The organism is Rhodococcus sp. ACPA4 (assembly GCF_002300185.1).
In the GTDB taxonomy this organism is placed as follows: domain Bacteria; phylum Actinomycetota; class Actinomycetes; order Mycobacteriales; family Mycobacteriaceae; genus Rhodococcus_F; species Rhodococcus_F globerula.
This window is the reverse complement of sequence record NZ_NSDY01000001.1, coordinates 3,056,908-3,082,808: the sequence shown is the minus strand read 5'-3', so window position 1 is coordinate 3,082,808 and position 25,901 is coordinate 3,056,908. Positions and strand designations below refer to the sequence as shown.

22 protein-coding genes are annotated in these 25,901 nt (G+C 59.4%); 10 read left to right on the top strand and 12 right to left on the bottom strand.

Annotation, left to right across the window (positions count from 1 at the left end):
* Window positions 1–527: 527 nt before the first annotated feature.
* On the bottom strand, window positions 528–734 hold the full coding sequence (locus CJ178_RS13985; protein ID WP_033231614.1) for a hypothetical protein: 207 nt from the start codon (window positions 732–734) through the stop codon (window positions 528–530).
* Between the two features lie 364 nt (window positions 735–1,098).
* Between CJ178_RS13985 and CJ178_RS13980 the strand changes: the two genes are divergently transcribed.
* From CJ178_RS13980 to CJ178_RS13960, 3 genes are all read left to right on the top strand, one after another.
* Window positions 1,099–1,293, top strand: a complete 195-nt coding sequence (locus CJ178_RS13980) for a CsbD family protein (RefSeq protein ID WP_033231811.1) — start codon at window positions 1,099–1,101, stop codon at window positions 1,291–1,293.
* Window positions 1,294–2,221: 928 nt separating this feature from the next.
* A complete protein-coding gene (locus CJ178_RS13970) occupies window positions 2,222–2,653 on the top strand; it encodes a MerR family transcriptional regulator (protein WP_371851288.1) in 432 nt (143 codons plus the stop codon).
* Between the two features lie 1,462 nt (window positions 2,654–4,115).
* Entirely contained in the window at window positions 4,116–5,000 is an 885-nt protein-coding gene (locus tag CJ178_RS13960; protein WP_257013143.1) for a M23 family metallopeptidase, read from the top strand.
* A 124-nt stretch (window positions 5,001–5,124) separates the two neighbouring features.
* Here the strand turns inward: CJ178_RS13960 and CJ178_RS13955 are convergent, their stop codons facing one another.
* Window positions 5,125–5,628, bottom strand: coding sequence for a hypothetical protein (locus tag CJ178_RS13955; RefSeq protein WP_033231610.1), 504 nt, complete (start codon window positions 5,626–5,628; stop codon window positions 5,125–5,127).
* Between the two features lie 96 nt (window positions 5,629–5,724).
* Here CJ178_RS13955 and CJ178_RS13950 point away from each other — a divergent pair, with 96 nt between their 5' ends.
* Window positions 5,725–6,945, top strand: a complete 1,221-nt coding sequence (locus CJ178_RS13950) for a DUF6461 domain-containing protein (protein WP_133637937.1) — start codon at window positions 5,725–5,727, stop codon at window positions 6,943–6,945.
* Window positions 6,946–7,092: 147 nt separating this feature from the next.
* Here CJ178_RS13950 and CJ178_RS13945 read toward each other — a convergent pair whose 3' ends face one another.
* Window positions 7,093–7,728 carry a cysteine hydrolase family protein gene (locus CJ178_RS13945; protein WP_033231608.1) on the bottom strand — a complete coding sequence of 212 codons (636 nt, stop codon included), beginning with the start codon at window positions 7,726–7,728 and terminating at the stop codon, window positions 7,093–7,095.
* A 146-nt stretch (window positions 7,729–7,874) separates the two neighbouring features.
* Between CJ178_RS13945 and CJ178_RS13940 the strand changes: the two genes are divergently transcribed.
* The gene (locus tag CJ178_RS13940) at window positions 7,875–8,873 is read left to right on the top strand and encodes a GlxA family transcriptional regulator (protein WP_051730261.1); all 999 of its coding nucleotides are present in this window, start codon (window positions 7,875–7,877) and stop codon (window positions 8,871–8,873) included.
* 507 nt (window positions 8,874–9,380) lie between these two features.
* Here CJ178_RS13940 and CJ178_RS13935 read toward each other — a convergent pair.
* From CJ178_RS13935 to CJ178_RS13920, 4 genes are all read right to left on the bottom strand, one after another.
* Window positions 9,381–10,277 (bottom strand): SDR family oxidoreductase, encoded by an 897-nt coding sequence (locus tag CJ178_RS13935; protein ID WP_033231606.1) that lies wholly within the window; start codon window positions 10,275–10,277, stop codon window positions 9,381–9,383.
* An 87-nt stretch (window positions 10,278–10,364) separates the two neighbouring features.
* A complete protein-coding gene (locus CJ178_RS13930; protein ID WP_095886955.1) occupies window positions 10,365–11,855 on the bottom strand; it encodes an alpha,alpha-trehalose-phosphate synthase (UDP-forming) in 1,491 nt (496 codons plus the stop codon).
* Window positions 11,852–12,364, bottom strand: coding sequence for an STAS domain-containing protein (locus tag CJ178_RS13925; protein WP_179300755.1), 513 nt, complete (start codon window positions 12,362–12,364; stop codon window positions 11,852–11,854). Before CJ178_RS13925 ends, CJ178_RS13930 begins: the two co-directional genes overlap by 4 nt.
* A gap of 68 nt (window positions 12,365–12,432) precedes the next feature.
* A complete protein-coding gene (locus tag CJ178_RS13920; protein WP_051730259.1) occupies window positions 12,433–12,924 on the bottom strand; it encodes a hypothetical protein in 492 nt (163 codons plus the stop codon).
* A 442-nt stretch (window positions 12,925–13,366) separates the two neighbouring features.
* Between CJ178_RS13920 and CJ178_RS13915 the strand changes: the two genes are divergently transcribed.
* Window positions 13,367–14,365, top strand: coding sequence for a DoxX family protein (locus CJ178_RS13915; protein WP_045064418.1), 999 nt, complete (start codon window positions 13,367–13,369; stop codon window positions 14,363–14,365).
* A 64-nt stretch (window positions 14,366–14,429) separates the two neighbouring features.
* Here CJ178_RS13915 and CJ178_RS13910 read toward each other — a convergent pair whose 3' ends face one another.
* The 4 genes from CJ178_RS13910 to CJ178_RS13895 all read right to left on the bottom strand — a co-directional run bounded on the left by CJ178_RS13910 (window position 14,430) and on the right by CJ178_RS13895 (window position 20,001).
* The gene (locus CJ178_RS13910) at window positions 14,430–15,809 is read right to left on the bottom strand and encodes a glutamate decarboxylase (RefSeq protein ID WP_033231603.1); all 1,380 of its coding nucleotides are present in this window, start codon (window positions 15,807–15,809) and stop codon (window positions 14,430–14,432) included.
* A gap of 84 nt (window positions 15,810–15,893) precedes the next feature.
* Window positions 15,894–17,879: a YhgE/Pip domain-containing protein gene (locus tag CJ178_RS13905; protein ID WP_095886953.1), complete on the bottom strand. Its 1,986-nt coding sequence runs from the start codon at window positions 17,877–17,879 to the stop codon at window positions 15,894–15,896.
* Window positions 17,880–17,882: 3 nt separating this feature from the next.
* Complete coding sequence (locus CJ178_RS13900) at window positions 17,883–18,620, bottom strand: hypothetical protein (RefSeq protein ID WP_230589996.1); 738 nt, start codon at window positions 18,618–18,620, stop codon at window positions 17,883–17,885.
* 100 nt (window positions 18,621–18,720) lie between these two features.
* Window positions 18,721–20,001: a metal-dependent hydrolase family protein gene (locus CJ178_RS13895; RefSeq protein WP_033231600.1), complete on the bottom strand. Its 1,281-nt coding sequence runs from the start codon at window positions 19,999–20,001 to the stop codon at window positions 18,721–18,723.
* Window positions 20,002–20,179: 178 nt separating this feature from the next.
* Here CJ178_RS13895 and CJ178_RS13890 point away from each other — a divergent pair, with 178 nt between their 5' ends.
* Window positions 20,180–20,821 carry a hypothetical protein gene (locus tag CJ178_RS13890; protein ID WP_033231599.1) on the top strand — a complete coding sequence of 214 codons (642 nt, stop codon included), beginning with the start codon at window positions 20,180–20,182 and terminating at the stop codon, window positions 20,819–20,821.
* A 165-nt stretch (window positions 20,822–20,986) separates the two neighbouring features.
* Here the strand turns inward: CJ178_RS13890 and CJ178_RS13885 are convergent, their stop codons facing one another.
* Window positions 20,987–21,976 (bottom strand): linear amide C-N hydrolase, encoded by a 990-nt coding sequence (locus CJ178_RS13885; protein ID WP_033231598.1) that lies wholly within the window; start codon window positions 21,974–21,976, stop codon window positions 20,987–20,989.
* 810 nt (window positions 21,977–22,786) lie between these two features.
* On the opposite strand from CJ178_RS13885, the gene CJ178_RS13880 reads away from it, so the two are divergent.
* From CJ178_RS13880 to CJ178_RS13870, 3 genes are all read left to right on the top strand, one after another.
* Window positions 22,787–23,020 (top strand): DUF1049 domain-containing protein, encoded by a 234-nt coding sequence (locus tag CJ178_RS13880; protein ID WP_257013142.1) that lies wholly within the window; start codon window positions 22,787–22,789, stop codon window positions 23,018–23,020.
* 125 nt (window positions 23,021–23,145) lie between these two features.
* Window positions 23,146–24,135 carry a linear amide C-N hydrolase gene (locus CJ178_RS13875; RefSeq protein ID WP_095886952.1) on the top strand — a complete coding sequence of 330 codons (990 nt, stop codon included), beginning with the start codon at window positions 23,146–23,148 and terminating at the stop codon, window positions 24,133–24,135.
* Between the two features lie 91 nt (window positions 24,136–24,226).
* Complete coding sequence (locus CJ178_RS13870; protein WP_179300754.1) at window positions 24,227–25,855, top strand: MFS transporter; 1,629 nt, start codon at window positions 24,227–24,229, stop codon at window positions 25,853–25,855.
* The last annotated feature ends 46 nt before the right edge of the window (window positions 25,856–25,901 follow it).

Below are 25,901 nucleotides of genomic sequence, written 5' to 3'. Positions count from 1 at the left end.
CGTCACCCGAGCCGGGAGCGCAGGATCGAAGGGAGTACGGGTGTAGGTCGTCCAGGTGTCGGAAGTGATCTCCCTGGGCGTTGAGGCAAGCGGCAGGTCGAAATGCCAAGGGGCCGTTGCTGTTGATCGGGCAAGCACGTCTACCGATGTGGTGGCCGGATGTGATGTTCAGGCAGGCGTCGTGAGTGCCCATCTGACCTTCTCGCCGGCCTTGGCGTCGGGCATCGAGCTGTTCAGTCGGGCATAAGCTGTCCATAGCGATGAACGACCGTACGTTGCACACCTAAGTTCGGATATTGTTGGTGCACAGTCTGATTGGTGGGTAGTTTGGTCTCGCGGTCGCTGGTTATGTGCCGTCGACATCGACGGACGTGGGAGTAGGCATGAATCCAGACCCTTTCTCAATTTTCCGCGCCCCTCTGAACCCGACAACTTCATGCGGTGGTTGCCTGTTGCCGAGATGATTCGGTGATGATCGTCGGGATCGCACAGGATGAACACAATTTGTGGAAATCGTGTGGGCAGGGCTACGGAAGGTGCATCAGCTGCCTCGCAAGAGTGAAGAGTCGGCGACCGAGCCTGATGACGGGGATCCCCAGAGGAATCAGAATCACCGTCACGCACAGTACGGCACCGACAAGCCACACCACGGTCGCAAGGATTCCGAGCACTGTGCCGAGCACAGCCATGACGATCCCTAGCAGCGCGTCGAACAAACCACGGAGCACACGCATGATGACCTCCTGTCTCCAGTCTCCGCTTTTCCGGACCTGGACGCACTGTCGCCGCAGGTTCTTTTGTCAGCCAACTGGATTGGACGCGATCTCGCCGCGAAGTCAACCCAATCGCGTATGTAAGCGCGCACCTTCGAGTGGTCGGGCCGTCGTCATTCGCTCGTGTCGCGAGCTTCTCACCTATGGCCCACCGTTCTCGGTTCATTGCTTCGATCTACGGTGTTGACGCGCAACGGAATGCCGCGTTGACTGGGCATTACTCTCTGGCCGGGAGGCCAACATGATCATCGTCTTCATGTACGTTCCGGCGGAGGCGCCTGGCGAAACCCGTTCGACCGACGATCATCGAGAAGAAGGAACCGCCATGAGCATCGTGAAGAGAATCAGGCACAAGGCAGAAACCGCCGAGGGGGTCATCAAGAAGACCGTCGGCAAGAGCTTGGGAAACGAAAAGATGGAGGCCGAGGGAAGGTCTGAACAGGCCAAAGGCCAGGCAAAACAGACCGGCGACAAGCTCAAACAGGCGGGACGAAAGTTCAGGGACGCCTTCAAACATTGACCCACCCCTCTTTCGAAGTTTGCTACCGGGGTACATCAGTGGTGCGAAGGTGAGGCGACTGGTGCGAGTACCTGTGAGTGGGCGAAAAGTATGAGTGGACAACAGAATACGAGCAGCCGAATCGCTACCAGTGCAACACGAGACGCACCTCCTCGTTCAGCGGTGCGGTCTCGCGACAAACGCGACATGTGCAACGGAGAGATACACATCCGTTGCGGCGCGGACTGAGCGCAAAAACGAAAGTCACTCTCATCGTCCTGCTTGTCCTTGCGCTCATCCTCGGGCCAGTGCTGCTCGTCGTTCTCTTGCTGGCACTCATTGTTACGGGGTTGGTCGCGGCGGTTCGCGCCGCTGGATAAAGGGTGATGTTCGAGATCCATGGGCGGAGGTGATCGCCGATGCCAACACCCCTGCCGCAGAGCGATACCGGACATCAATCCTGTCGTGGGTGCAAGGCCTCGTTCATGTTCTCCACCCCGCGCGCATGCGTCGACAGATCCGCCCGTGCGGTACGCACCGTAGTACCGCGACTTCGCGATCCTGGCCCCGTGAAGTCCTCATCCGACCTCGATACGTCACGGTCGAGACCCTCCTGAGACGCTTCGAACTCCTCCCTGTCCAACTGGGCGCGGAGCAAGGAGTCGGATTTCGGGGTATTTCGCATAGGAGCATTGTTCCAGACGCCACTGGAAAATTTCTGTAGCGACGAGGGTAGACATTTGGTTCAAGTCGTTGTAAGTTTTCTCTTGCAAGGAAGAAAGAACCAAGAAGTGCGGGAGAAATGAACTACCCGCAAGCGGTACCGCAGGGCAGGGTCGCGTCGAGGCCGTTGGTTGTGTTGTCAGTGTGTACGACCTCGGCAGCCCCTTGAGAGCGGCTACCGGACAGCATGTTTGGGTCCGGGAGCTCGAAAGAGTGCAGTTGTGTAATGGAAGTTCAACCCCGACCCCCGGCGGCCTCTACGGCGCCGGGGGTCCCGTCCGTTAACAGAAAGAGGCCACTCATTCCGGCTGAGCTCCCTGACAGTGCGCTGTCCGACAAGTTCGACGACGAGGACTATCCGGCCTACAGCATGGGCCAGGCCGCAGATATCCTCGGTGTCAGGCAAGCTTTCCTACGCAGTCTCGACGCCGCTAAGCTCCTCGCTCCGCAACGGTCCGAGGGAGGGCATCGCCGTTACTCTCGCTACCAACTCCGGATCGCTGCGCGCGCTCACGAGCTTGTCGCCAATGGCACTGCTCTGGACTCGGCGTGCCGCATCATCATCCTCGAAGATCAACTTGCCGAAGCGCGTCGTATCAATGCCGAACTCCAGCAAGCCCGGCACACCGAGAACGACACCGGCACCGCGCCCGAATAACACCGCGCCGGACTGCCGCCGGTCAGCTCGCGGCGATGTCCCAGATCTGGCCGTGCCGTCGTTGCCGGTCGCTCACGTGGATGTGTTCACGCCCACTCTGCTACAGCTTTTGTGTCGACGTCGGGAGCGTTGCGCTGCCGTCGATTCGTCCTTCGTCCCCGTCCTCTGACGTTCATCCACGCATTCCGTCACGTTGGTGCAGGGTTTCAGGAATTGTGGGATGGGTAACAGTGGGGAAGGTGGGTTGAATAATAGGAGTGACATGGATCCAGTTGTTTGGACGGAATCCGACGAACGCGAGTCCTGGTGGCGTGAAGTTCTGGGAATCGACAGATGCGGGCAGGAGTAAGCGATCGCGGGCATGGTCCAGCGTTCGCCGCGTAGCAGACGACATTTAGGGGGAGACCGCTCGTGAACCGTCGCGTCGGCATCCCAGTCGAAAGAGATAAGTGCAGTTGACGGCATTATTCGAGAAAAACCCGATTGTCCGCTCTGGTTCTCACGCAGCAGTGTGACGCGCATCGACGCAGCTGAAAACGGGTACCGAAACAGGTAATTCAACCGGTACGGGTAGGTACCCCCTTGCCTCGCTGAATCAGCAACGAAACCAAACAGCGGGTTTTAATCGGCGTCTTCGCTTGACTTCCGAACTCGGGGCACTCGCCGAGCCTTCCGAGGGTGCAGTCTTTGGAGCAGAACGCGTTGCTCGCCGCGAGTAGCATCTATGTCGCGGCGTCGCTGCCCGGTGTCATCCGAATTGAATTGGCACGCATCAGATTTGGATTCTGTTATGAACGAGCCCAGCTGATGGAGCTTTCGTTATCGGATTGGTATCACGGTGAGCTGGAGCAGTGGTAAAGGCCTCCCGGCATTGCGTATTCCGATCGCACGGATCTGCCTAGAAATCGTGCTCAGTTCGAGGTCGTGAGCGATCGTTGAGTCGCGATATCGACCGGTCGGGTCGAAATCACCAAGTCAGGTATGCGCCTGGGTAATTCAGCCGTCGCACGCAGCTTCTGGAAGCGGCATCGTATGGAGTGCTTCCGTCCGCAACGCAAGGATCTGCATGTTTCACCCCCTGATTCCCGACAACTTGGGTAGACACCCGCCCGCCGTTGAGCAGTCTTCGAAGAGCTATCGGTTTGGTGATGTAGCTTCGAAGCCCCCGACGCAGGATCGGGTCCAATGCCGTTTCGCTCTGGATCCAAGTTCGGTCAGGGCTGTCGCCAGCAGATAGCGAGTGTCTCGGACCGACCGTCCTCCCGCGCGGTTTCACGGCGCAACAGTTGGACGTTCGCTTGATACCCATGCGTCCGTGGTCGTGAGAGTCCTAAGTGCACTTCTCGCCATGGCGTGTCTCCAAAAGTCATCCCAACGGGGTTGGTGCTGAAAGCCACGCGGCTCAGCACGCACTGAGTGCCGCCTGCATGCACCTGCTCCGACCACATCAGTCAAGGAAAATATGAGTAAGCACAACAAACGCAAGACCTCCACCACAATTCGTTTCATCGCCGTAACTGCAGGAGTGGGCTCTCTCGTGGGCGCCGGGGCAGTAGTGAATTCCGGTATGGCCGGTGCACAAAGCTGGTCGGCGAGCTGTAACTGGGAGTGGCCGGTAAATGGCTCGCTCTCGCAGGGCTACCACGGAGGGCACGACGGCGTCGACTTCGCCGTTAACGTCGGCACGGTGCTCCATGCGCCTACGTCGGGCACGATCTCTGTTGCCGGACCGAACGATCCGGGTGGATACGGCACGTACATCCAGTTGGAAGCAGATTCGGGTGAGCAGATCCAGATGGGTCACCTCTCCGAAACGTGGGTCGGTGTCGGACAGCGCGTTGCGGTCGGCGACCAGATCGGCGCAACGGGCAACACCGGTAGCTCCACCGGGCCACACTTGCATCTCCGCATTCACAGTGGCGGGGCCGTCGATCCCATGTCCTTCCTGAGTTCGGTCGGCGCGTGTGAAACTGGCGTGAGCAGTGCACCTGCACCTGCACCCGAACCTGAACTTGCGCCTGCACCCGCACCAGAACCGGAACCGGAACTCGCGGCCGCGCCTGCACCGGAACTCGCGCCTGCACCGGAACTCGCGCCTGCACCGGAACCCGTGCCTGCTGCGGATCCGGCTCCGGTTGTCGAGTCTGAGGTATCCGAACCCGCACCGGTAGAAAGCATTCCGGAGGTAGAGGCTCCCGTATCGGGCGAATCGGTGGTTGTTGCAGCCGGCGATACTTTGTTCGAGATCGGTGCAGAGCGAGGCCTCACCTGGCAGGCGGTCTGGGACATGAACCCACAGATCGTTGATCCTGACCAGATCTTCGTTGGTGACGTAATCAACCTGTAAGTCCATCGCGTCCATCTGGTTCAGCAGCTAGGCGAATTCAGAGTTCCAGTTGATGCGCGTGAGTGCTGCAGCCGGGCCGTACATTACGGCCCGGCTGCTGTCGTGCTCGGCGGCGAAACGCAGTTCAGATATTGCTGAAATCAGAGATCACTTGATCAAATGCACCCGTGCGCCCGGGTGTCACGACTTTTTCGAAAATCGTCAGTACGCACTCGTCGAGAGCGTCCACTACCGCGAGCGATTTTCGGGTGATGGTGTTTCTGCGGGACCAGCGTCCACGTTCCATGCGCGCCAAAGGGATTCCGTCACGCAGCGCCGTTGCCTTTCGGCCTGATGTGTGTGCGAAGAGATACGTCCGGTCTGCGATCGCGACTTCACATCGTTTGTTTCTCCGGCGCATCGCCTTTGGCTTCTGATCGAGGAATGTGCCGATCGTGCCGTCGGGCAAGCGGAGTACGGCAGGATGGCCTTTGCGGAGCGTCAGCGTGTCGCGATCGATCCCGTCGACAGGGGTCGGAAACAACTCGCCACGCAGGATCCCCGCGGGGTCGAATATCGTTATTGTCGAGTCCTCTTCGGCAACTTTGACGAACCACCCGGTTTCTGTGGGCCTGTAATTCCAATTCATGCGGGGGATTATTCCTTCTCCCTTCAGGCCTGCCCCGGGTTGGTGACGTTGCCGAAACCGTACGTCGTTTGACGGGCGTTGTGGCAGCGTGTGACTGTGCCTACTTATCACGACTATTTATGGCTTCAGCCGTACCTGGACAAGCGATTCGCCTTCGGATACTGCGCTGCTGTCATCCCCGGTCGCTCTCCGGCAGAGGTATTGAGTCTTCTTGGTGCCGCGAGTTCGCACTCGGACTCGGACGTGCACTTGGAGGCAGTTGGCGTTGCCGAGGTCGGCGAGGTGGAGCTAGACCTCGCGGATCAGGCCGTCGCAAGCGGACTTGGCAGTCTGCATGTGATCGCGGTTGCAGCGATAGACGGCGATGACACGTTGTTGATCCAGCTCAACGGCGGGTCCTTCGCTGTCACCGAAGCGCTGATGCGGCCGCTGCTACCCGATCGCGAGGTGGTAGCGCACTCTCTCAGCGTCAATGCCGACAGTCAGTTCATCTGGTGGTCGAACTGCGAACGTGTGGCCGCGTTCGAACTGTTTGGATCCGGCCCGGTGATCGGGGACGAGCGAGTCGTGGATCTGATCTGGGAAGTCGGTGGAATCGGAATCGACGACGATGCGCTCAACGAACCGGGCGAGCATGCCATGGAAGGCGCTTTTGCTTTGGCCGAGCGGATCACCGGTGTGGCTGTAACCGCCGAATTGTTTGAGGCAGGACCATTTACGGTCGCAGTTGTACCCGGCGAGGGGAGGACCCTCCAGGTGGATCGTCGCGCTGCCCCGACACAGAACCCACCCTCGCAGTGGCGCGAGGTAGCGCGACACTACAAGGCTGCGGAGCGGATTCCGCTGCACGGAATGATGTTCAAGGAGAGGCCTCCTGGCGGTCGCCCCAGCGCGGAACTCGAATTCTGGTTCAAACCTCGCACCTGTATCCGTCTGGCTGACGACGAAGGAGTGCTCTTTCTGCAGAACCGGCAGAAGCAGACATGGTTCCGCACCGACGGTGTGCTCGAAGTGCGAAGTGGTGGTTACAGTCTCGATATTCACATCACGCAACTTCTCCAGATACACAGGACTTGGCCGGACGCTAGATTCGCCGACCTTCTTCCGCCAGATACGGCCGGCCGGGCAGTAGAGGTCAATGGGCGGCGCGCGTGGGAGTTCGAGATGCCGCCGGACTGGGCAGGTCTTGATTCCACTGTTGCGTTCGACGAGGAAACCGGAATTCCGTTGCGGTGGAAAAATAAAACGTGCACCCACGAGATATCGGAGCTGGAAACCGGGATCGACATGGGCGACGGCTTTTTCACCGGTCCGTGACAGCATATGTTGGCGAGCATGGAGGGCGAGGGACGTATACCGTGTCTGGCGAGCAATCAACAACTGAACCGGTGCCGACCTGGTGTCGGTCGGCACCGGTGCGGAGTCGGAAAACCGATCCGATTGTCGCCCTGTGCTATTGGGATGTCAGCTTGTCACGGACTCGCGCCCTTGGATCGCCGAGACCACAAGATTGCTCTTGGGTAGACTCGTCCCGGAATCTACGGCGTCGGCCCACTCGGTTGTCGTCGTGACCGCTGCGAAGTTCGATTGCAGAAGAACCATGAGTGTCTCGTGCAGTGACTGGGCCGAAACCTGTCCCGCCTCGTTTGCCAAATGGATCGCCCCGGTGGCGTCGGAAAGAATCTCTGCGGAGAACCCGAGAGCCTCGGCCTCCACTGCGGTGCCGAGGTCGCAGTTGTTGGTCATATAGCCGACGATCGTGATGGTGTCGATGTCTTTCGCGCGCAGCCATTCTGCTACATCGGTGCCGGCAAATATGCTCGCGTACTGCTTGTGCACTCGCTTGGTCGCCGGGTCGATATGCCCCTCGAGTTCCGGGTGAAGTGACCATCCGGGTGTCCCTTCGACAAAGACCGGGGCGCCTTCGGGCATCTGGTGCTGAACGACGACGACGGGAACGTCGTTGGCACCGGCAACCTTGACCGCGCTGAGGATGTTGGCCAGCGATTCTTCACGCGGCGGGTACTGGATCTGCAGAGGCCCGTCGAAGTACTCCTGCTGGACGTCGACGACAATAAGGGCACGGCGGGGTGTAGTCACAGTTCATCACTCCTGATGGCAGTTCGGATACAGTTCCGGATCGGCTATCCGGATGATCGTGTTCCATTCTTCGGTAGGTTTGTATGCATCCGTGAGTGGCACGGGTGCATACTTTCGATGATTTTGCGCCACGTCTGGGAGAGCCGATGCGAATCGCCGTGTACGCGTTTGACGATGTCACGATGTTTCACCTTGCGGCACCGATGATGGTGTTCGGTGAGGTGGGTCGCCTCGGACTTGCACACGGCTGGGAAACTCGGCTTTGGTCCGACCGAGCGGGCGCGGTTCGGACCACCGAGGGGTACTCGATCGGCGAGGTAGCGGGACTGCGGACGCTCGACTGGGCCGACATCGTGATCATTCCCTCATGGCCGCTACCACTTTCGCCGATCAGCAAGCTCTTGCGAGCCGAACTTTCCCGAGCGCACTCCCGCGGCAAGCCGATCGTAGGGCTGTGCCTCGGCGCTTTTGCTCTCGCTGACGCAGGACTCCTCGACGGTCGCTCGGCTGTCACACACTGGGACATGATGCCCACGCTTGCCGAACGCCACCCCAGCATCCGCTTGGACGAATCGGTGCTTTACATCGATCATGGCGACGTGATGACGTCCGCCGGGACGGTGTCCTCGGTCGATGCGTGCCTGCATCTTGTGCGGAAACACCTCGGATCCGCAGCGGCCACCCGCGTGGCGCGAAACCTTGTTGTTGCACCGCATCGAGAGGGTGGCCAGGCTCAGTACATCGAGAGACCACTTGCGGAATCTGCCGGCGACACAGCTGTTGCAGACGTGCTGGAATGGGCGCTCGGTCGGCTTGACGAACCGCTTTCCGTCGACCGCCTCGCGGGTCAGGCGCGGATGAGTCGGCGAAACTTCATCCGTCAGTTTCGTCTTGCCACAGGGACTACGCCGGCACGGTGGGTTCAAGAACAACGACTGGGTGAGGCTCGAGTTCTCCTGGAGACGACAGACTGGAGTATCGATGCCATTGCAGGCGCGTGTGGGTTCGGGAGCGCTGTCACCTTCCGGCAGAACTTCGTATCCGCGTTCGCAACCACTCCTTCCTCGTACCGGAAGCAGTTCGCCGACCACTCTGGCAATGGTTGTGTCGACGCAGTCTCAACGTCGGCTAGGCGAAATGAGTAACTGTCGCGGTCAATTACGACAGCTGTCACGGACAGGCTGGAACTGCGCCGGTAAAACAGTTTCAGTTCCTGGTAGGCGCTGTCGGCGCATCGCTCGGATGTGAACTAGACCACTCTGCGTTTACGTTCAGGCACGGTGGGGCGGTTACGGTTTGGTCCGCCGACGAGATGTTCACACCTGAGGTCGGCGGACCACCTGAGTTGCGCACTGGCCTACGTTCCCTGCAGTCCGCTCGCTCGAATGTCTGAACGCTTTCGGCCCATATGCGGGACCAAGGTCTTCAACTCGGGTTGGTTGTGGCACACTTCCAGCTATGTGGTGGATTGTCGGAATTGTCGTAGTTTGGATCGTCCTGGGAGCATTAGTGGGGCTCTGGATAGGTCGGTCGATCAGCCACACCGATCTCGAGGAATCGGCCGCCGAACTGCGCCGTACAGCGAATCACGACAAGCAGCCGAATCGTTGCGGGGACTAGAGGGGGCAGGTGAGTGCGAACGACGGCGGTCGTCAGGTAAGTGGCTTACCGCCGGTAACTCCGATGACTTCACCTGTGGTGTAACTGGATTCGCCGGACGCGAGGAACACGTAGGCCGGTGCGAGTTCGGCAGGCTGGCCGGCTCGCCCGAGCGGTACGTCGTCCCCGAATGTCTCGAACTTCTCCTTGGGCATCGTCGCCGGAATCAACGGGGTCCAGATCGGCCCTGGAGCAACGGCATTGACTCTGATCCCTTTCTTGGCGACGTCGGCGGCCAGTCCTTTCGTGAAGTCGATGATGCCGGCTTTGGTGGTGGCGTAGTCAAGGAGCTCAGGCGAGGGAGCGGCGCCTTGGATGGATGATGTATTGACGATCGTTGATCCTGGCTTCATCACGGCAATCGCATTTTTGCAAAGCCAGAAGAGTGCGTAGAGGTTCGTTTTCATCACGCGATCGAATTGTTCGGTGGTGATGTCGGCGATCCCGCCGAGCTGCACCATCTGAAAGGCCGCATTGTTCACCAGGATATCGAGGCCGCCGAGTTCGCGGACGGCAGTCTCCACAAGTGCAGCGCAGTGCTCTTCGGATCGGAGATCGCCTGGGACTCCCACCGCTTTCCGGCCCGCCCGCTCGACCCAGTGGGCTGTTTCCCGCGCATCTGCTTCTTCCTCGTCGAGATAACTCAGCACCACATCTGCACCTTCACGAGCGAAGGCGATCGCTACTGCTCGCCCGATTCCGGAATCTGATCCCGTAATGATCGCGCGGCGCCCCTCGAGACGTCCGGTACCGCGGTAGGTGTGTTCGCCGTGGTCGGGGGTAGTGACCACCTCAGCCGTGAGGCCGGGGTGCGTTATCTCCGGTTGCCGGTCGCGTATCGGCGCGGGATATTGAGTGGTGGGATCCTGCATTGCGTACTGGTCAGGCATGTTGAACCTCCGCGTGCTTTCCGGTTAATCAGGCTCTGGATCGAGAGCCCTGCCTTTCGTCGATGTCGTCGGATGGTCGTTCGCCCGTCATGCATTGACGGCGAGGTCGTGTTCGGTGTCGGTGAGATCGCGGACGGTGCCGTTGGCCGCAGAATCTGTGAGCGTAGTGAGAAATGAGTGGGCCCACCTGTGGACGTCGTGGGACATGACTTGACGGTGCAGGGCGGACATGCGGCGTCGTCCTGATTCTGCATCTTGGTGGAGCGCCGTCATGATCATATTCTTCACACCGTCGAGATCATGAGGGTTTACCAAGTAGGATTGTCGCAATTCCATTGCAGCGCCGGTGAACTCACTCAAAACGAGTGCACCGCCAAGGTCGCCGCGGCAGGCTACGTACTCCTTGGCAACCAAGTTCATTCCGTCGCGTTTCGGCGTGACAAGCATGACGTCGGCAGCCACGAACAGTGCGATCAGCTCGTCTCGTGAGACCGGTTGATACAGATAGTGCACGATCGGGTGACCGATCTGAGCATGGTCACCGTTGATATGCCCCACGTGTTCCTCGATGACACCGCGGAGATCGATGTAGTGCTGCACGCGTTCGCGACTGGGGGTGGCCAGTTGCACCATGACCGTGTGCTCGGCATCGAGACGTCCTTCGTCGAGTAGTTCTTTGATCGCTTCGAGTCGAAGGTCGATGCCTTTGGTGTAGTCCAGCCGGTCCACGCCGAGAAGGATTTTGTCGGGGTTTCCGAGTTCCCGCCGGAGCTCGATGGCGCGAGCAACAATCGTGTCTTCCTTGGCTGCGGCTTCGAGTTCGTGTGAATCCACGGAGATGGGGAAGGCGCCTATATTGACGATTCGATCGTGGGTCTGGACCTGTCCCAGAACGCTCCCTACTTCCGTTCGGGTGGTCTCCAATTCGAGAAGTCGGTGTGCGAGAAAAAGGAAGTTGTTGGCGCCGCCGGGTAGATGAAAACCGATGAGGTCGGCACCGAGCATGCCTTCGATAATTTCTCGGCGCCACGGCAGCTGCATGAACAGTTCGACTGGTGGAAAGGGGATGTGCAGGAAGAACCCGATCTCGAGATCGGGGCGCAATTCGCGCAGTATCTTCGGTACGAGTTGCAGCTGATAATCCTGTATCCAGACCGTCGCTCCGGGAGCGGCGCATCGTGCAGCTTCCTCGGCAAATCTGCGGTTGACTGCAGAGTACGAACCCCACCAGTTTCGATCGTAGGTAGGCGGTACCAACACGTCGTGATACAGAGGCCAAAGGGTGTCATTCGAGAAACCTTCGTAGTATTCCGCAACCTCCTGCGACGACAACGAGACTGGGTACAGCGCCAAGCCGTCTTCCGTGAAGTGCTCGACGTGTTCGTCCGGCACTCCGGGCCAGCCCACCCACGCACCACTTTTTGCTCGCAAAATCGGTTCCAAAGCCGTCACCAAACCGCCAGGACTTCGTCTCCATGATGTGGTGCCGTCGGGACGGCGTTCCAAATCGACAGGTAGGCGGTTGGCGACCACGACGAAGTCCGCGTGGCCCTCGCCATTTTGGCGAATGTTGTTCATGAGGAAGTTCTTTCCGTTGCGGAAGCGGATACGAAAGCTCCAGCTTCCGATAGGGAGCTGAAGACATCGATCCTGGTATCGAATTCCATCAGTTCGAGTAACCGTATGGTCCTGTGATCGGTTGCGAGCGCCCAGGTGATGCCGAGTCTGTTCACGCGCGCTGCCAGAGCGCTCAGGATGGACAGTTCAGCAGTGCTGCGAAAGTGGCAGTTGGTGCAGTCGATGACAAAGGGGCGTCCTTCATCGCTGATGTCTTGCAGGTGAGCGCCTAACGAAGCCAGGGACGTTGCGTCGATTTCGCCGCGAACGCAGAGGGCGGTGACCCCGTTGATCTCGGACAAACTGGCAAACAACACGTCAGAGGGGTATGCCGGGTCATGTGAATTTCCAAGCGCACCGGCAAGGCTTGTCAGCTCTGGGCGACGCGTAGCATCAGCTCGATCGTCCGAGGCTCGGCTTGCGGTGTCGCGCCCGCCATCGTGTCCGGATGAATTGTCTGTGGTTGTCATGCTGCCCCCGAGGTGAGAGTGTGTCACCGCATTCGTGTGCATTTCACCCCTGCGGTGGCATCGACGCTTCAGTTCTGTTCACTCTTCTCTTGCCATTCTTCGACGGGAACGCCGAGATGGTCGGCTAGACGGTTCATCGTTGCGGCAATCTGCTCCTCCGTGACCCTTGGGAATTGCGCCGCTTGGCGAAACTCCGCGTCCTTGACGCCGGACCAGTCGTATACCTGGGTGAGGCCGGTACTGCCTTCCGATACGACGTCGAGCCGCCACGACCAACGCGTGCCGCGAGGCTTCATGCCTTGGCGGTTCGGAATCCAGCCGATCTCTTCGTTGACTCGGTATACGAATACGGTGTTCTCCATGACGTACTCACCGAGTGCCGGCTGATACATCTGCATCGTGAACGTGTCGCCGACACCGTTCAGCGGCTTCGGATCGATTGCTCCTCTGAGCATGTCGGAGCCATCGATCGTTGCCTGTACCTCGGGGTTCGCCAGCGCGGCGAATATAGACGAGGTGGGTGCGCCGATGACGCGCCGGACGATGAGTTCGTCGGGCATGTGGGACTCGCTTTCATTGATAGACAAAGGTTTTCGTGCTCTATCGCCAGCCAAGGCGTACGGCTCCTTCGTGAAGTGGGTGCCGATTTTTTCGCGGTTGTGTCCTCCAGCTTCCCGCCACCCGCACGCGTCGTCTTTCTGTCTGTCTGTCAACTACCAAAATCTATACCAGCAAGCATAGATAATTGGCAATACTGCGATCGTAAATAACCATCTGAACTGGCCTCGAAACGCCGAACTGAGCGGAAAATGTCCACTGGAACGCCCAGTGATGGCTCGACTGCCCAACTTCTTCGCACAAAATCTGTATTGTGGCGGTTAGATTTACTGTGCGCGACGAACCGAGCGGTCGACGAGGAGAGCCTGGCGAGTACGTAGTCGGATCGAATTCTTTCGTTGATCGCTGTGGTGAATTACGAATCTATATCGGGAGGCTTGAAACATGTTGGTACGCAGAATCGCTCGTCCGTTGCTCTCTACGTTTTTCATCGCAGGAGGAATCGATGCGCTGCGTGATCCTGCCCAGCGAGCAGTTCAAGCGGCGCCATTGATCGACAAATGTGTCGGGACGTTGCCCGAAGCGGTCAAGCAGAAGATCCCTGCTGATCCGGAAACGCTCGTCAAGATCAACTCTGCAATCCAGATCGGGGGTGGTGTGTTGCTGGCCAGCGGCAAAGCGCCCCGCCTTGCGTCGATAGCCCTCGCTGGCAGCCTGGTGCCCACCACGCTCGTCGGTCACGATTTTTGGAACGAGACCGATCCCTCGGTGCGCGCGATGCAGCGTACGCAGTTTCTCAAGAATGTCAGCTTGCTCGGTGGGTTGATAATCGCATCCGTCGACACCGAAGGAAAACCATCTCTGGGGTGGCGCGGACGTCGCGCCGCAAAAAAGGCGCGGGCATCGGTTGTCGCTGCACTTCCGCTGGTCGCGGCACAGGGCCATAACGCTGGTTCTCGTGTCGAACATGCAATGGCTGTGGCATCGGAGCGTGGCTCCGAACTCGGCGACACTGCCAAAGCGCACGGTACGGATTGGATCGAACTGGCCAAGGAACGGGGTTCGGGGATTGCGGAGATCGCAAGCAAACGAGCAGCGGAACTTGGCGAAGCTACAAAGGAGCGTGGGCCGGATCTCTTGGAGGTCGCGCAGAAGCGTGGCTCCGAACTGGCAGAGATGGCGCGCGAGCGAGGCTCCGAACTCGCCGATTCGGCTTTGGAGCGTGGCACCGAACTCGCCGAGACCGCGCGCGAGCGTCGGGCTGAACTGGCAGACTTGACGCGCAAACACAGTGCCGAGATCGCAGAACTTGCACGCGCGAAGAGCAACGACTGGGCCGAGGTTGTATCCGAACAAACCGAGGTGCAGGGAAAGCGCGCACGTAAACGTGCGGAGGCAGCACTCGAAAAGGTTCGCGCCAAGAAGGACGAATTGGCACACTGAATATGTTGAAGAATAGGTCAGGCCACCTTCGGCCGGCCTGACCTATTCAGGGTGCATGTGGCGGTCAGTGTGCGAATGCCTTCCTCGCAGGTCGGTCGGCGGCGCTGTTCCTGAGTTGTTGGACGACTTCGTTGATCGCGGTTACCAGTTTGTATGCGAGGTCTTGACTGAAGCCTTCGCGTAACACGATGCGCAGGACGGCGACATCTTCGGCATCTGCGGGCATCGTGTACGCGGGAACTTGGAAGCCGCGTGCTCGCAGTTCGTGAGAGATGTCGAAGACGGTGAAGCCCGGGTCGTCGACGACTTCGAAGGACAAGACCGGGATGGCGGTGCCGTCGGTGATGATGTGCATGTTGTCTATTTTCGAGATCGCCGCGGACAGCATCAGTGCGGTATCGCGTAGAGATTCCATGATCTGGGTGTAACCAGCTACTCCGAGGCGGATGAAGTTGTAATACTGCCCGACGACCTGATTACCTGATCGGGAGAAGTTCAGGGTGAAGGTCGGCATGTCTCCGCCGAGGTAGTTGACGCGGAACACCAGATCTTCGGGTAGATATTCCTTCGAGCGCCAGACCACGAACCCGATGCCCGGATAGGTCATGCCGTACTTGTGGCCGCTGACGTTGATCGATACAACACGTGGAATCTTGAAGTCCCACTTCAGTTCCGGGTGCAGGAACGGGACCACGAAGCCGCCACTTGCCGCGTCGACATGCAGCGGTACGTCTGGGCCGCCGTTGGCCGCGATGTCGTCGAGTGCTGCGGCGATCTCGGCAACGGGTTCGAGTTCGCCGGTAAACGTGGTGCCGAGAATCGCGACCACGCCGATGGTGTTCTCGTCGACAGCGTCGCGGACCTGTTCGGGGGTGATCACGTAGCGGCCCTTGGCCATTGGCAGGTATTTCGGTTCGACGTCGAAGTAGCGGCAGAATTTTTCCCACACGACCTGGACGTTGCTACCGAGGATGAGATTCGGTTTCGTAGCGTCTTTGCCTTCCTGCTCGCGGCGTTGGCGCCACCGCCACTTGAGGGCGAGTCCACCGAGCATGACGGCCTCGGAGGAGCCGACCGTGGAGACCCCGGTCGCGGAGGCAGGGTCGGATGTCAGTCCTTCTGCGTGGAAGAGGTCGGCAACCATGTTGACGCAACGAGTTTCGATTTCCGCCGTTGCTGGATACTCGTCCTTGTCGATCATGTTCTTGTCGAACGTTTCGGCCATCAGACGATCAGCCTGAGGGTCCATCCACGTGGTGACAAAAGTGGCGAGATTCAGTCGTGAACTACCGTCGAGCATCAACTCGTCGTGGATGAACCGGTATGCCGCTTCGGGATCGGATTCGGCTTTGGGTAGGCGTAGCGCGGGAATCGGATCCGTGCCGAGCCTGCCGGTGTACGCAGGTGCGAGGGTTTCGGTGGGAGCTGCAAAAATATCTGACATCTTTCTCCTCCAATAGTCGAACGAGCGATTGCGGATCAGTCGGACAGTCCAGAATCGAGTCGGAAGTTGTAGCGCCGCAGCGCTCTACACTTCGATCGACGGGTACAGACGTTCCATCGTGTAGCGGCGATTGCGGCGTACCGAGAGTGCGCTGATGCTCATCGATACGAGCAGAATGCCGGAAAGGACGGCGATTGCTGTCCAGAGTCGCGAATCGACGTGTTCGGCGGTGATGAGTTGCCGGAGTCCGTTGACGGTATACGTCATCGGGTCGAACGGATGGATGTATTGAAATGGCGTAGCTGTCGTCGGTACCGGATAGATTCCGCCGGCGGAGACCAACTGCAGCATCAGGAAGGCCAAGGTCACCACTCGGCCGACTGCAACTCCGAAGAGAGCATTGAACATCTGAATCATCGCCAGATAGGTCGCCGAGACCAGCATCAGGAACAGGATCGTTCCTGGAACGTGTTTGACGTCCAGGCCCACTCCGATGTGTACCACTGCGTACATCGTGATCACTTGGAGGATACCGATGAGCAGCGCCGGCCAGTACGAGGCCAGAACTGTTCGATACAGGCCAAGATTGCTGATAGTTGCGCGGGATTGTAACGGGGTCAACAACATCCAGGTGATAATGCAGCCGACGAACAGGGCCAACGACAGGAAGAAGGGTGCGAATCCCGTACCGAACGTTGGCGCCTCGTTCGTGTAGTCCTGCTTGAGTGCGACTGGAGTGGACAGGGTGTCCGCGGTAGCTGTGCGTTGATCGTCAGTCCAACTCGGTACCTGCCCGGCGCCCTTTGCGAGTGCGTCGGCCAGTTCATCCGAGCCCGATTGCAGTTCCACCATTCCCGAAGCGAGCTGATCGGCTCCGCTCGCGAGCGCGATACTGCCATCGGTCAACTGGATCAGTCCGGAGTTCAGAGTCGTGGCTCCGGAACTGAGCTGGTCGGCGCCGTCGCGTAGTTGCCGCACGTCTGAAGCCAGTCCACCGTTTTGCAGGAGTGCGAGTCCGGATTGCAGGGGACTGGTTGGATCCGTCAACTGGTATTCGAGTGCGCGTGCGTCTTCGCTGAGCCGACTGATTTCCGCTTGTAGTGCGGCAGTGTCACTTTGGGGTTGTGCTGCGGTGAATGGGGTGAGTGCTGCAACGGCCTGTTGGGCGAGAGGGTCGCTGCTGGGCCCGAGAAGGTCGACAACTCGCTGCAGCACGGGGGAGATGGTCACTTGCGGCGGCTGGGGGAGGCGATCGCCGAGAGCAGTGAGGGACTGCCTCAGCTGTGCCGCTTGGGCTCCGAGGTCGGGCACGTTGCTGGAGTCGAGGGCGTTGAGCAATGGATCCGCGACACCGTCGATCGCCGTGGCGAGTTGCCCGGCGCCTGCTGCGAGCTGCGCAGACCCATCGCGTGCGGTGACCATGTTCGTGGAGAGCTCATCGGCACCGGAGCTGAGTTGATCCGCTCCGGCCTTGGCTGTGTCGATACCGTTCGCGAGGGTCTTTGCTCCGTCGGCAGCCTGGCCCAGGCCCGAACCGGCGGTCTGCAGACCTGTCAGGACCTGGCCGACGCCTTGGGCGCCGATGGTCGAGTTGACCTGGTTGATGACCTGTTCGGAGGCGTCTTGACCGATGATGGTGGCCAGATAATTATTGGCGTCGTTGAAGGTGAAGGTGAGATCGGCCTTCTCGGGGTTGTCACCGTTGGGTGATTCGACAGCGTCGCTGAAGTTCTCGGGCAAGGTGATCGTGAAATAGTACTTGCCACTGGAGAGCCCGGCTTGGGCTTCTTGATCCGAGACCTCCGCCAAATCAAGTTGTCCGGAGGCGATGAGCGATTTGACGACTTGATCGCCGGCGTCGACTTGTTGTCCTGTCGATGTTCGTCCCGAGTCGTTGTTGACAATCGCCGCGGGGATTTTGTTCACCTCGCCGAAGGGGTTCCAGAAGGCCCACAAGTACATCGCGCCGTACAGCAGCGGCAACAAGATGATGGTGACGATCGCGATTCGTGGCAGGGTGCCGCGGGAATAGCGTTTGACATCGCTGCCCAGAGATATACCTGCGAGCATCAGTCACCTTCCTTCGGTCATAACGCCGATATCGCCGGCTCCGAGCAATCCGTGCATGTTCACCACGGCGTGGACGCCGGTATCAGGCGGGAGTGCGTTGACATCTGCAGTGATCACCGACTGGTGCTCGCCGAGTGCAACAAGCCGTTGCAGCAAGGCGGCTCTCTCGAGGTCGTCGGCGATTTTGTCGATGCGCCCGACAACGAGCAATGGCGGGCGTTTGGTGTTCGCGACGGCGATCCGCAACAACAATTGTTGGATTTCGGGAAGGTCGTCGACGAAGGCATTGAGCGGGGGTAATTCGATGTCACCGAACGTGTCTGCGCACATGTTCGCGACTTCCACCTCGCTCGCGCGGGGAACGATTTTGTACCACGGAGAATTCCATCGCAGTTGTTCGGTCACCATGTCACGTACGGTCACCGACGGTCGGACGTCGTCGAGTTCGTTCAGACATGCGATCGCCGAGATGGCCAAGATTCTTGTCGGATTGTCGTAGCCGAGTACGGCTAATGTCCCCGCGGACAATCGCATTCGTCCGCACAGTGTCATCAGCAAGGCGGTTCGCGCGGCGCCGGCCTGCGCAGCCAGCACCGTCACACCGCCTGCGTCGATATCCATATCGAGTGGACCGAACACGTGGCCCCACGGTCCGTGTAATTCGATGCCCCGAGCGGAGACCAATGTCCCCGCCGCTGCTTCGGCGGGTAATTGCCAACTCTCTGAACTGGTTTCAACCAATTTGAGGCCTCCCGACCTTGGTGCGGCACGGCGGCGCGGAGCTACGCGAGAGGTCCCCGGTGGGTTCGTCTCGTGGAGGATCACGCATCGACGAGAGATGTCACAAAGTGTCTTTCACTACCTGGCCGTTCTTGACGATGACCCTTAGGCTCTTGCCTGGCTCTGCGAGCAGGTTGAGGTCCTCGAGTGGATTTCCGTCGACGAGTAGGACATCTGCCCAGGCGCCCTCGGTGATTACTCCGAGTGGTGCCTGCCTGTAGGGATCCCGCTCGCCGGCGAGCCGGAAGAGTTCGGCATTTCCGGAGGTGAGCATCCGAAGGGCGTCGACATTGCTGTAATGGTCGCCGAGTCGGGCGGCCATCTCGCTCTGCCGGGGCGCGATCTGCGGTTCGAGCAAAAGATCTGTGCCCCAGGCTGTTTTGACGCCGTGTTTGCGGGCCCAGCTGTATACGTCATCGGTACCGGTGCAGATCTCGCGGTCCTTTTCTGCACGGCTAGGGTCGGGGTAGTGATGATCGCCCAAGGCGAAGGGCTGCATCGAAAGCCAAATGTCCTTCTCGGCCATCAGCGCGATCGTCGCCTCGTCGGCGAGATGGCCGTGTTCGATGGACTTCACGCCGGCATCGATCGCGCGGCGAATGCCGGTGACGTTGTAGACATGGGTAGCGACGTAGGTTCCGTAGTCGGTGGCGGCATTCACCGCTGCACGAAGTTCGGGATCGGTGAACTGGACTGTGTAGAGAGGGTCGTACATCGACGCTGCGCCGCCGCCGACCATCATCTTGATTTGTGAGGCACCCTTTTTGAGTTGTTCGCGAACTGCGGCCAATACTCGCTCCGGACCGTCTGCGACGCGCATGAAGCCGATTTCTTCGGCCCGACTTTGCTTTCCGCCCAAAGCGGTGGGGCATTCGTAGACGAATCCGAAGTCGCCGTGCCCGCTGGTCTGCGAAATAGCGGCCTGGGAGGGATAGATTCGAGGTCCCTCGAACAGTCCCCGGTCGATGACCGATTTGATGCTACTGGTGTCGCCGGCCATGTCCCGGACCGTGGTGAACCCGCGGTGGAGCATGTTCTTTGCCTCGGCGAGGCCATTGAGCGCGATATGCGCTTCGCTGCCCATCACCATATCCATGTATGAATTGGCGTTGCCGACCAGATGCACGTGAGCGTCGCTCATACCCGGCATCAAGACTCGATTTCCACCGTCGATGACGGTGGTCTCTCGGCTCGGGTCGTCTCCGATCGGGGATTGCGAGACTCCCGCAATCGTCTCTCCGTCAATCAGCACGTCACCCGAAACTACTGTCGCAGCGACGCCGTCGAAGATACGAACATTGCGGAACAGTAAACGATGTCCAGCTTTTGAAGGGGCTGTCATAACTCGCACGCTAACAGTGAAATTCGGACATTGAGGGCAAATAACGAAAAATCACCCTATTGATTCGGTAACGATCAGACCTGGCGAACCGATCCGGAGATGCCGTCGTAGACGGGGGGTATGCGCAAAATCTCGGATCCTCGAAATATTATGTCGGAGTTGAACTACACTGCGGCGCATGCTGATTCACCCGACATTACGGATGCAGTCCTGGGGCTTCGTGATCGGATCGACTCTCTTCGCGCTCGGTTCGGCACCCTTCCTTTCGTCGCTCTTCGGCGCCGCCCTCGCGAACGTTTTCTTTTTCGCCGGGTCCTGGTTTTTCACCGGCGCCGCGTTTATCCAGTTGATACTCAGTGGATCGGCCACTACTTCCGACTCCGGTAAGCCTGCAATCCGTGCCGTGTGGTTATCGGCAGCAGTGCAGCTTCTCGGCACGATACTGTTCAACATCAGTACCGGTTCAGCTCTGCACGACCTCAACGTGCAAGGAGAAATGCACCTCGTCTGGAATCCCAACGCGGAGGGCTCCATCGCATTCCTCGTTTCGAGCGGTCTTGCTGTGCTTATCCTATGGCGCGCGAAGACGTACTGGGCGCCGCGATCGACGGAATGGCAAAGCGTCTGGCTCAACACATTCGGATCCATTGCTTTCGGCGTATCTGCCGTCGGATCGTTCATACTCCGTGACGGAAATACACTTGATCCCAATATGGCCAATATCGGCACCTTCGTCGGTGCGTTGTTCTTCCTGTTCGCCTCCGCGGTATTCCTGGGAAAAAGCACCCGGCCAGTGTCGGCAATGGCAGAAGCGGTCTGAGTGCACCAGTTTCATCACCGTGAGGAAACAGCGGTGCGTACGTGAGGAATCGTGAGACACGATCGAGCAATGTTTATCGCGCGATATGATCGCGCGAATACCGGCGGTTATGTGCGCTGCCCATATCTTGCAAGCGCATATAACCACCGATGATTCGGGTACCGATCAGGACGGTAGGGCGAGGAATTTCAAAGGTGCGGTCTCATCGAAGCGGCCGGTGACATTTCCGGCCAGCCCACCCTCGAGAGCGGTGTCCCCGATCAGGTCGAGCTTGCCGGCGGGAGCGCCCTCCTCGAAGTTCAATTCACTCAATTCGACCCAGACGACATTGGGTCGAGTTGTCGACTCGAAGACGTACCGCTTGTTGGTGAGGTCGGAGACGGTCTGCCAAATCGTCTGCGACGCGTTCGGCTTGTCGGGATCAGGGATGCGGAACGGTTGCGCGGTGTTACGGATGACGCTGAACATGCCGGCGATTGCCTCGAGTTGGCTCTTGGGTTCGGGAAGGCGTCCGACGTAATACGCTGCGCGCGCGAACCTGTCGGAGGCCACTGTGGTTCCGGGAAGTGGCCTGTCTCCACCGAACCCTTGGACCTGCTTCAATAGTTCGATCTGCTTGTCGTAGGTGGGGGAGTTGGTCATCACGCGGTAGTCACGGCTGTGCCACACGTTGGGCTTTCCGTCGATGTACTCGATGACTACGGAGTCGCCGTTCCCATCGACCAACGCGAGGTGCACCGCGGGTACTTCACCGGTGCTCGGGTCTCCCAGCGGGACGACTTGGACACTGGTGTCCTCGATCCAGGCCACTGCTTCGTCGACGGTTGCGAAGTTGTCGAGGAAGTACTGCATCCAGACCGCCATGCTCAAGGCGGGTTTGCTTTTGTCGTGCTCGCCGTACGTTGATTCGGAGAGCCAGAGGATATGCCCGGCGAGGCCAACTTCGTTCATCCCGTCGACGGTCATCATGTCGTACGCGCCTGCCACGACGCTGCCGTATCGGGCTACCCAGGACAGTTGGCCGCCGACGCCGTCGTCTCGTTTGATCCCCCGAGGCATAACCCACAGGTTCGTGGCGGTATCCCGGTGGTAGTCCATGTTTCGACCGACGAGAACCGCTCCGCCGGGTTCATTCCAGATGACGCGAGTGCACATACTTTCACCTTCCCTGGATCAGATGTGGGACGAATCAACTGCTCAGGCAATGGTTATTGGAATGCCCTCCGATTTTGGCGCACGAGGTCCGCAACTCGGCAGGCGAGCGTACGATTCATCTGCGTTATCGGTGGATAGTCCGTAGTCGCTGTGAACAATCGAGTCCAATGACCAGCAGCGCGAATTACCCCGCCGGTCTTCATGAGGTATCTGCTTTTCACCTCCGTGTACAGGCGCCTCGCTGCCATTTTCGACGTATGTCGCGGATCAACGCGTTCCAAGAATTGCCGTCTGGCAAAGGGTCTGAAAGAAGATGTGTGCAGGCAACTCTCCTTTGTTTTGTATCACGAGTCACGTGTTTGCATGGGCATACGGCACGTTGGCTGGGGGTGAAATCGTGGGTGAATTTCGCGATTTAGTGCGTGATGTCACGCATGATGTGTCAGGCGAACGGCGCGTGCCGCATGTAGCAAGTGGTCGATCGGCCGGCCGGACAAAGGCAGTGACAAGGAGGGTGGTTAGTCTAAGAATTCGCCCTAATCGACCATCGCGCTGCGTCTCACGTGTTAGATTTCGATTGTTCCAATCTTTGTCGTAGCGCCCGCCGAGTCCGGCTCGGATTTCTCGGGCAAGTTTTTTTGTGACTGTGCCGACCAGCCGTCCTCGTAGACACGGATGTCTGAATCAATTCCTCAATGGTCGGCGAACCGTACCCGCGGGCAGTCTCACGCACGCGAAGTTTCCCGCTCGGAAAGCACGCATCCTCGTAGACCGATTACTGACCGACTGCGGCGACGAAAGGTACCTCCCATGAGTTCAGGCGCCCAGATCGACTCCGCCACATCGTTACTCACCCCGCGTAACATCCTCGCTGCGGTGTTGGTGGTTCTGACCCTGATCTTCATCTTCCAGAACCGGAGCGAAACCACGATCGAACTGTTCTGGGTATCCGTGCAGTCACCGCTCTGGCTCACCCTCGTCGTGATCCTCCTACTCGGCTGGATCGCCGGCCTTCTCACCCGTCGTAAAAAGCCGACCAACTGAATTCGCAAACGAGTAGCTGTAGGTGTCCGGGATCGGCTGTCGCGGAAAGGCCTTCATCACTCAGGCGTGTAGCAGAAGAGTATCGGCAAACATTGGTTCTCTCGAAATCTACAGAAGGTGAAACGATGTGTACCAGAGTAATTTGGCCTGATGCCGCAGGGGCAGTTCTCGTCGGCCGCAACATGGATTATCACCGCGACACCGGGACAAATCTGTGGTTGCTTCCCCCGGGGATTGAACGCAACGACGGCGTCGGCGGTTCCCTTAGTTGGACAGCCGAATACGGCAGCGTCGTGGCTGGCGCATTCGACATGATGTCGGTAGACGGTATGAACGAGGCTGGACTGGCGGGCCATATCTTGTGGCTCGCGGAATCGGATTACGGTAGTCGTGACACATCGAAGCCAAGTCTGAGCATGGCGATCTGGCTGCAGTACTTCCTGGATAACTTTGCCACTGTTGCGGATGCCGCCGCCTGGATCGTCGATTCCGACGTCCAGGTTGTACCGCTGGGCGATCCGGCGACTGGCGAGGTGCCCGCCGTTCACCTTGCGTTGGACGACGCGACCGGCGATTCGGCGATCATCGAGTACCTCGACGGCAAGGCGACCGTCTGGCACGACCGTGACTACCGTGTGATGACCAATTCCCCGTCCTTCGACAAGCAAATCGAACTTCTCAAAGAGGTCGACGGGTTCGGTGGCACCAAGCCGCTACCGGGGACCACGCTTGCGTCCGACCGGTTCGCTCGCGCAGCATATTACGTGGGCCGGCTGCCTGAGCCGAAGAGCGAGGTCGAGGCGGTGGCGGGAATGTTCAGCGTCATCCGCAATGCTGCGCAACCCTTCAGGATCCCTGATCCCGACAAACCCTATGCCTCGCAGACGATTTGGCAGACCGTCTCCGATTTGACCAACAAGCGGTACGTCTTCGACTCGACTACGCGACCCAATGTCTTGTGGGTGGACTTCGACAAGCTGGACTTCAGTGTGGGCGCGCAGGCAGGCAAGCTCGACCTGATGGGCGACACGTCCCTCGAAGGCGGACTCGCCGGTAACGTCTCTCGCCGCTTCGAGGAAACGCCGCCTATGCAATTTCTGACTCTGCCGGCCTGATCGACAGCAGCCGGCTCTCCCTGCGTGGGTGGTCAGCTCACCGTCGGTTATGCCATCGCCGCGACATCATCGATCCCCGAGGGGTGTACATATGGATACTGCGGATCAGCTGCCTTCCGTTCCTGTGGCAACCGAGCGTGCGGTCGACGCTCAACTCAGGGCGAGTTGGTTGCCGCTCGTGCTCGTGTGCTGCACCGGTTTGGTCTCGGTATTCAACGCTACGGTGTTGCCAATGGCGATCAGTGGGATCGTCGACGGGCTGGACACCACGATCTCAAACGTGCAGTTGGCCATCGTCGCGTACGGCGTGTTCGTCGCAGCCTTCACGATCACCGGCGGCAAGATCAGCGGGGTGCTGGGTGCTAGAAACACTCAGCTGCTCGGCTTGAGTGTCTACGCCGCGGGAATGCTGTCTTGCGTTCTGGCACAGAATGTCTCGGTTCTTATCGCAGGTGAGGCGATCGCCGGACTCGGTGGTGCTCTTCTTGTGCCCAACGCGCTGGCGATTCTCGGTCAGACATATTCCGGCACGCAGCGCACCGTTGCGGTGTCGGTGCTGGCGGGTACAACCGGAATCGGTGCGGCGCTCGCTTTGTTGGTCGGCGGATTTCTCGTGCAAGCCTGGGGTTGGAGAGCGCCCTTTGTGCTGCTGCTTGTCGTAATCGCGGGAACGAGCGTCGTCGCGTCCCGTCTACGGCTTCCCCGGACTACGTTCCGAGGGACCATCGACAAGACGAGTATCGCGCTTTCGGCCGTGGGCGTGCTGATGTTGGTCGCCGCCATCAATCAGATCGGATCGTGGGGGCTTGTCCTCGCCGCCGAGGGTGCTCCCTTGAGTGTGCTCGGCCTTTCGCCCGTGCTCGCGTTGTTATTGATCGGCGGCCTGGTGCTCCACACGTTTGTCGCGCGCCAACACGAGTTGCTCGACGCTGACAGGACACCCCTGCTTGCCCCTCAGGTGTTCGGGTCGGGGCTCAACCGTGCGTGCCTGAGTGGGCTGGTCGCGGTGAACCTGTTGATGGCCGGCGTGAGCTACCTGCTGCCGCTCTATACGCAGATGGTGCTGGGCAAGAGCCCGCTGGGGACGGCACTGATGCTGATACCGATCTCCCTTGCCGCACTCGCCTCCGCTGCTGCCACACCAGTTCTGATGCGACTGATAGCGTGCCGTTGGCTGTTGACAGCAGCCCACGTGCTGGCTGCCGCGTCGGTGATACTGCTGGCAATGACCATCTCCAACCAATGGTCAGGTGCGTGGACTTTGATCAGTGAGGTCGCCTTGGGCCTCGGTATCGGAGTGGGACTGAGTGCGGGCAGTGCATTGCTCATGGAGACCAGCCCACCGTCTCTCTCCGGAGAGATCGGCAGCGCTCGGGGAATGGCGAACTTTCTCGGCCTGTGCACGGGTACCGCCGTCGCGGGGGCCGTGCTGATGTCCGTGCTTGCGCAGTCCGCCTCGGTCCGTGTCGCCGACGGATCGGATCTACTGTCGGACAGCAGAATTGAAGTGACCACCAGTTCGGTAAGTTTCGTCGAAAACGACGACCTCCGAAGCCGCCTGGCGGGAATGGAGTTGACCTCGGCGCAGCTCGACCGGGCGGTGGAGATCAACGTCGAATCCAGGTTGGTTGCGCTGCGTGCGAGCCTCTGCGTGCTCGGGTTGGCGGCGCTACTCCCGATCGTGACGTTCAGGCACCTGCCATCCCGGCGGGAAGGGTGACGATCGCGACTCTGCGGTCGAGAGATTTCGAGAGCAAGCGTTGACG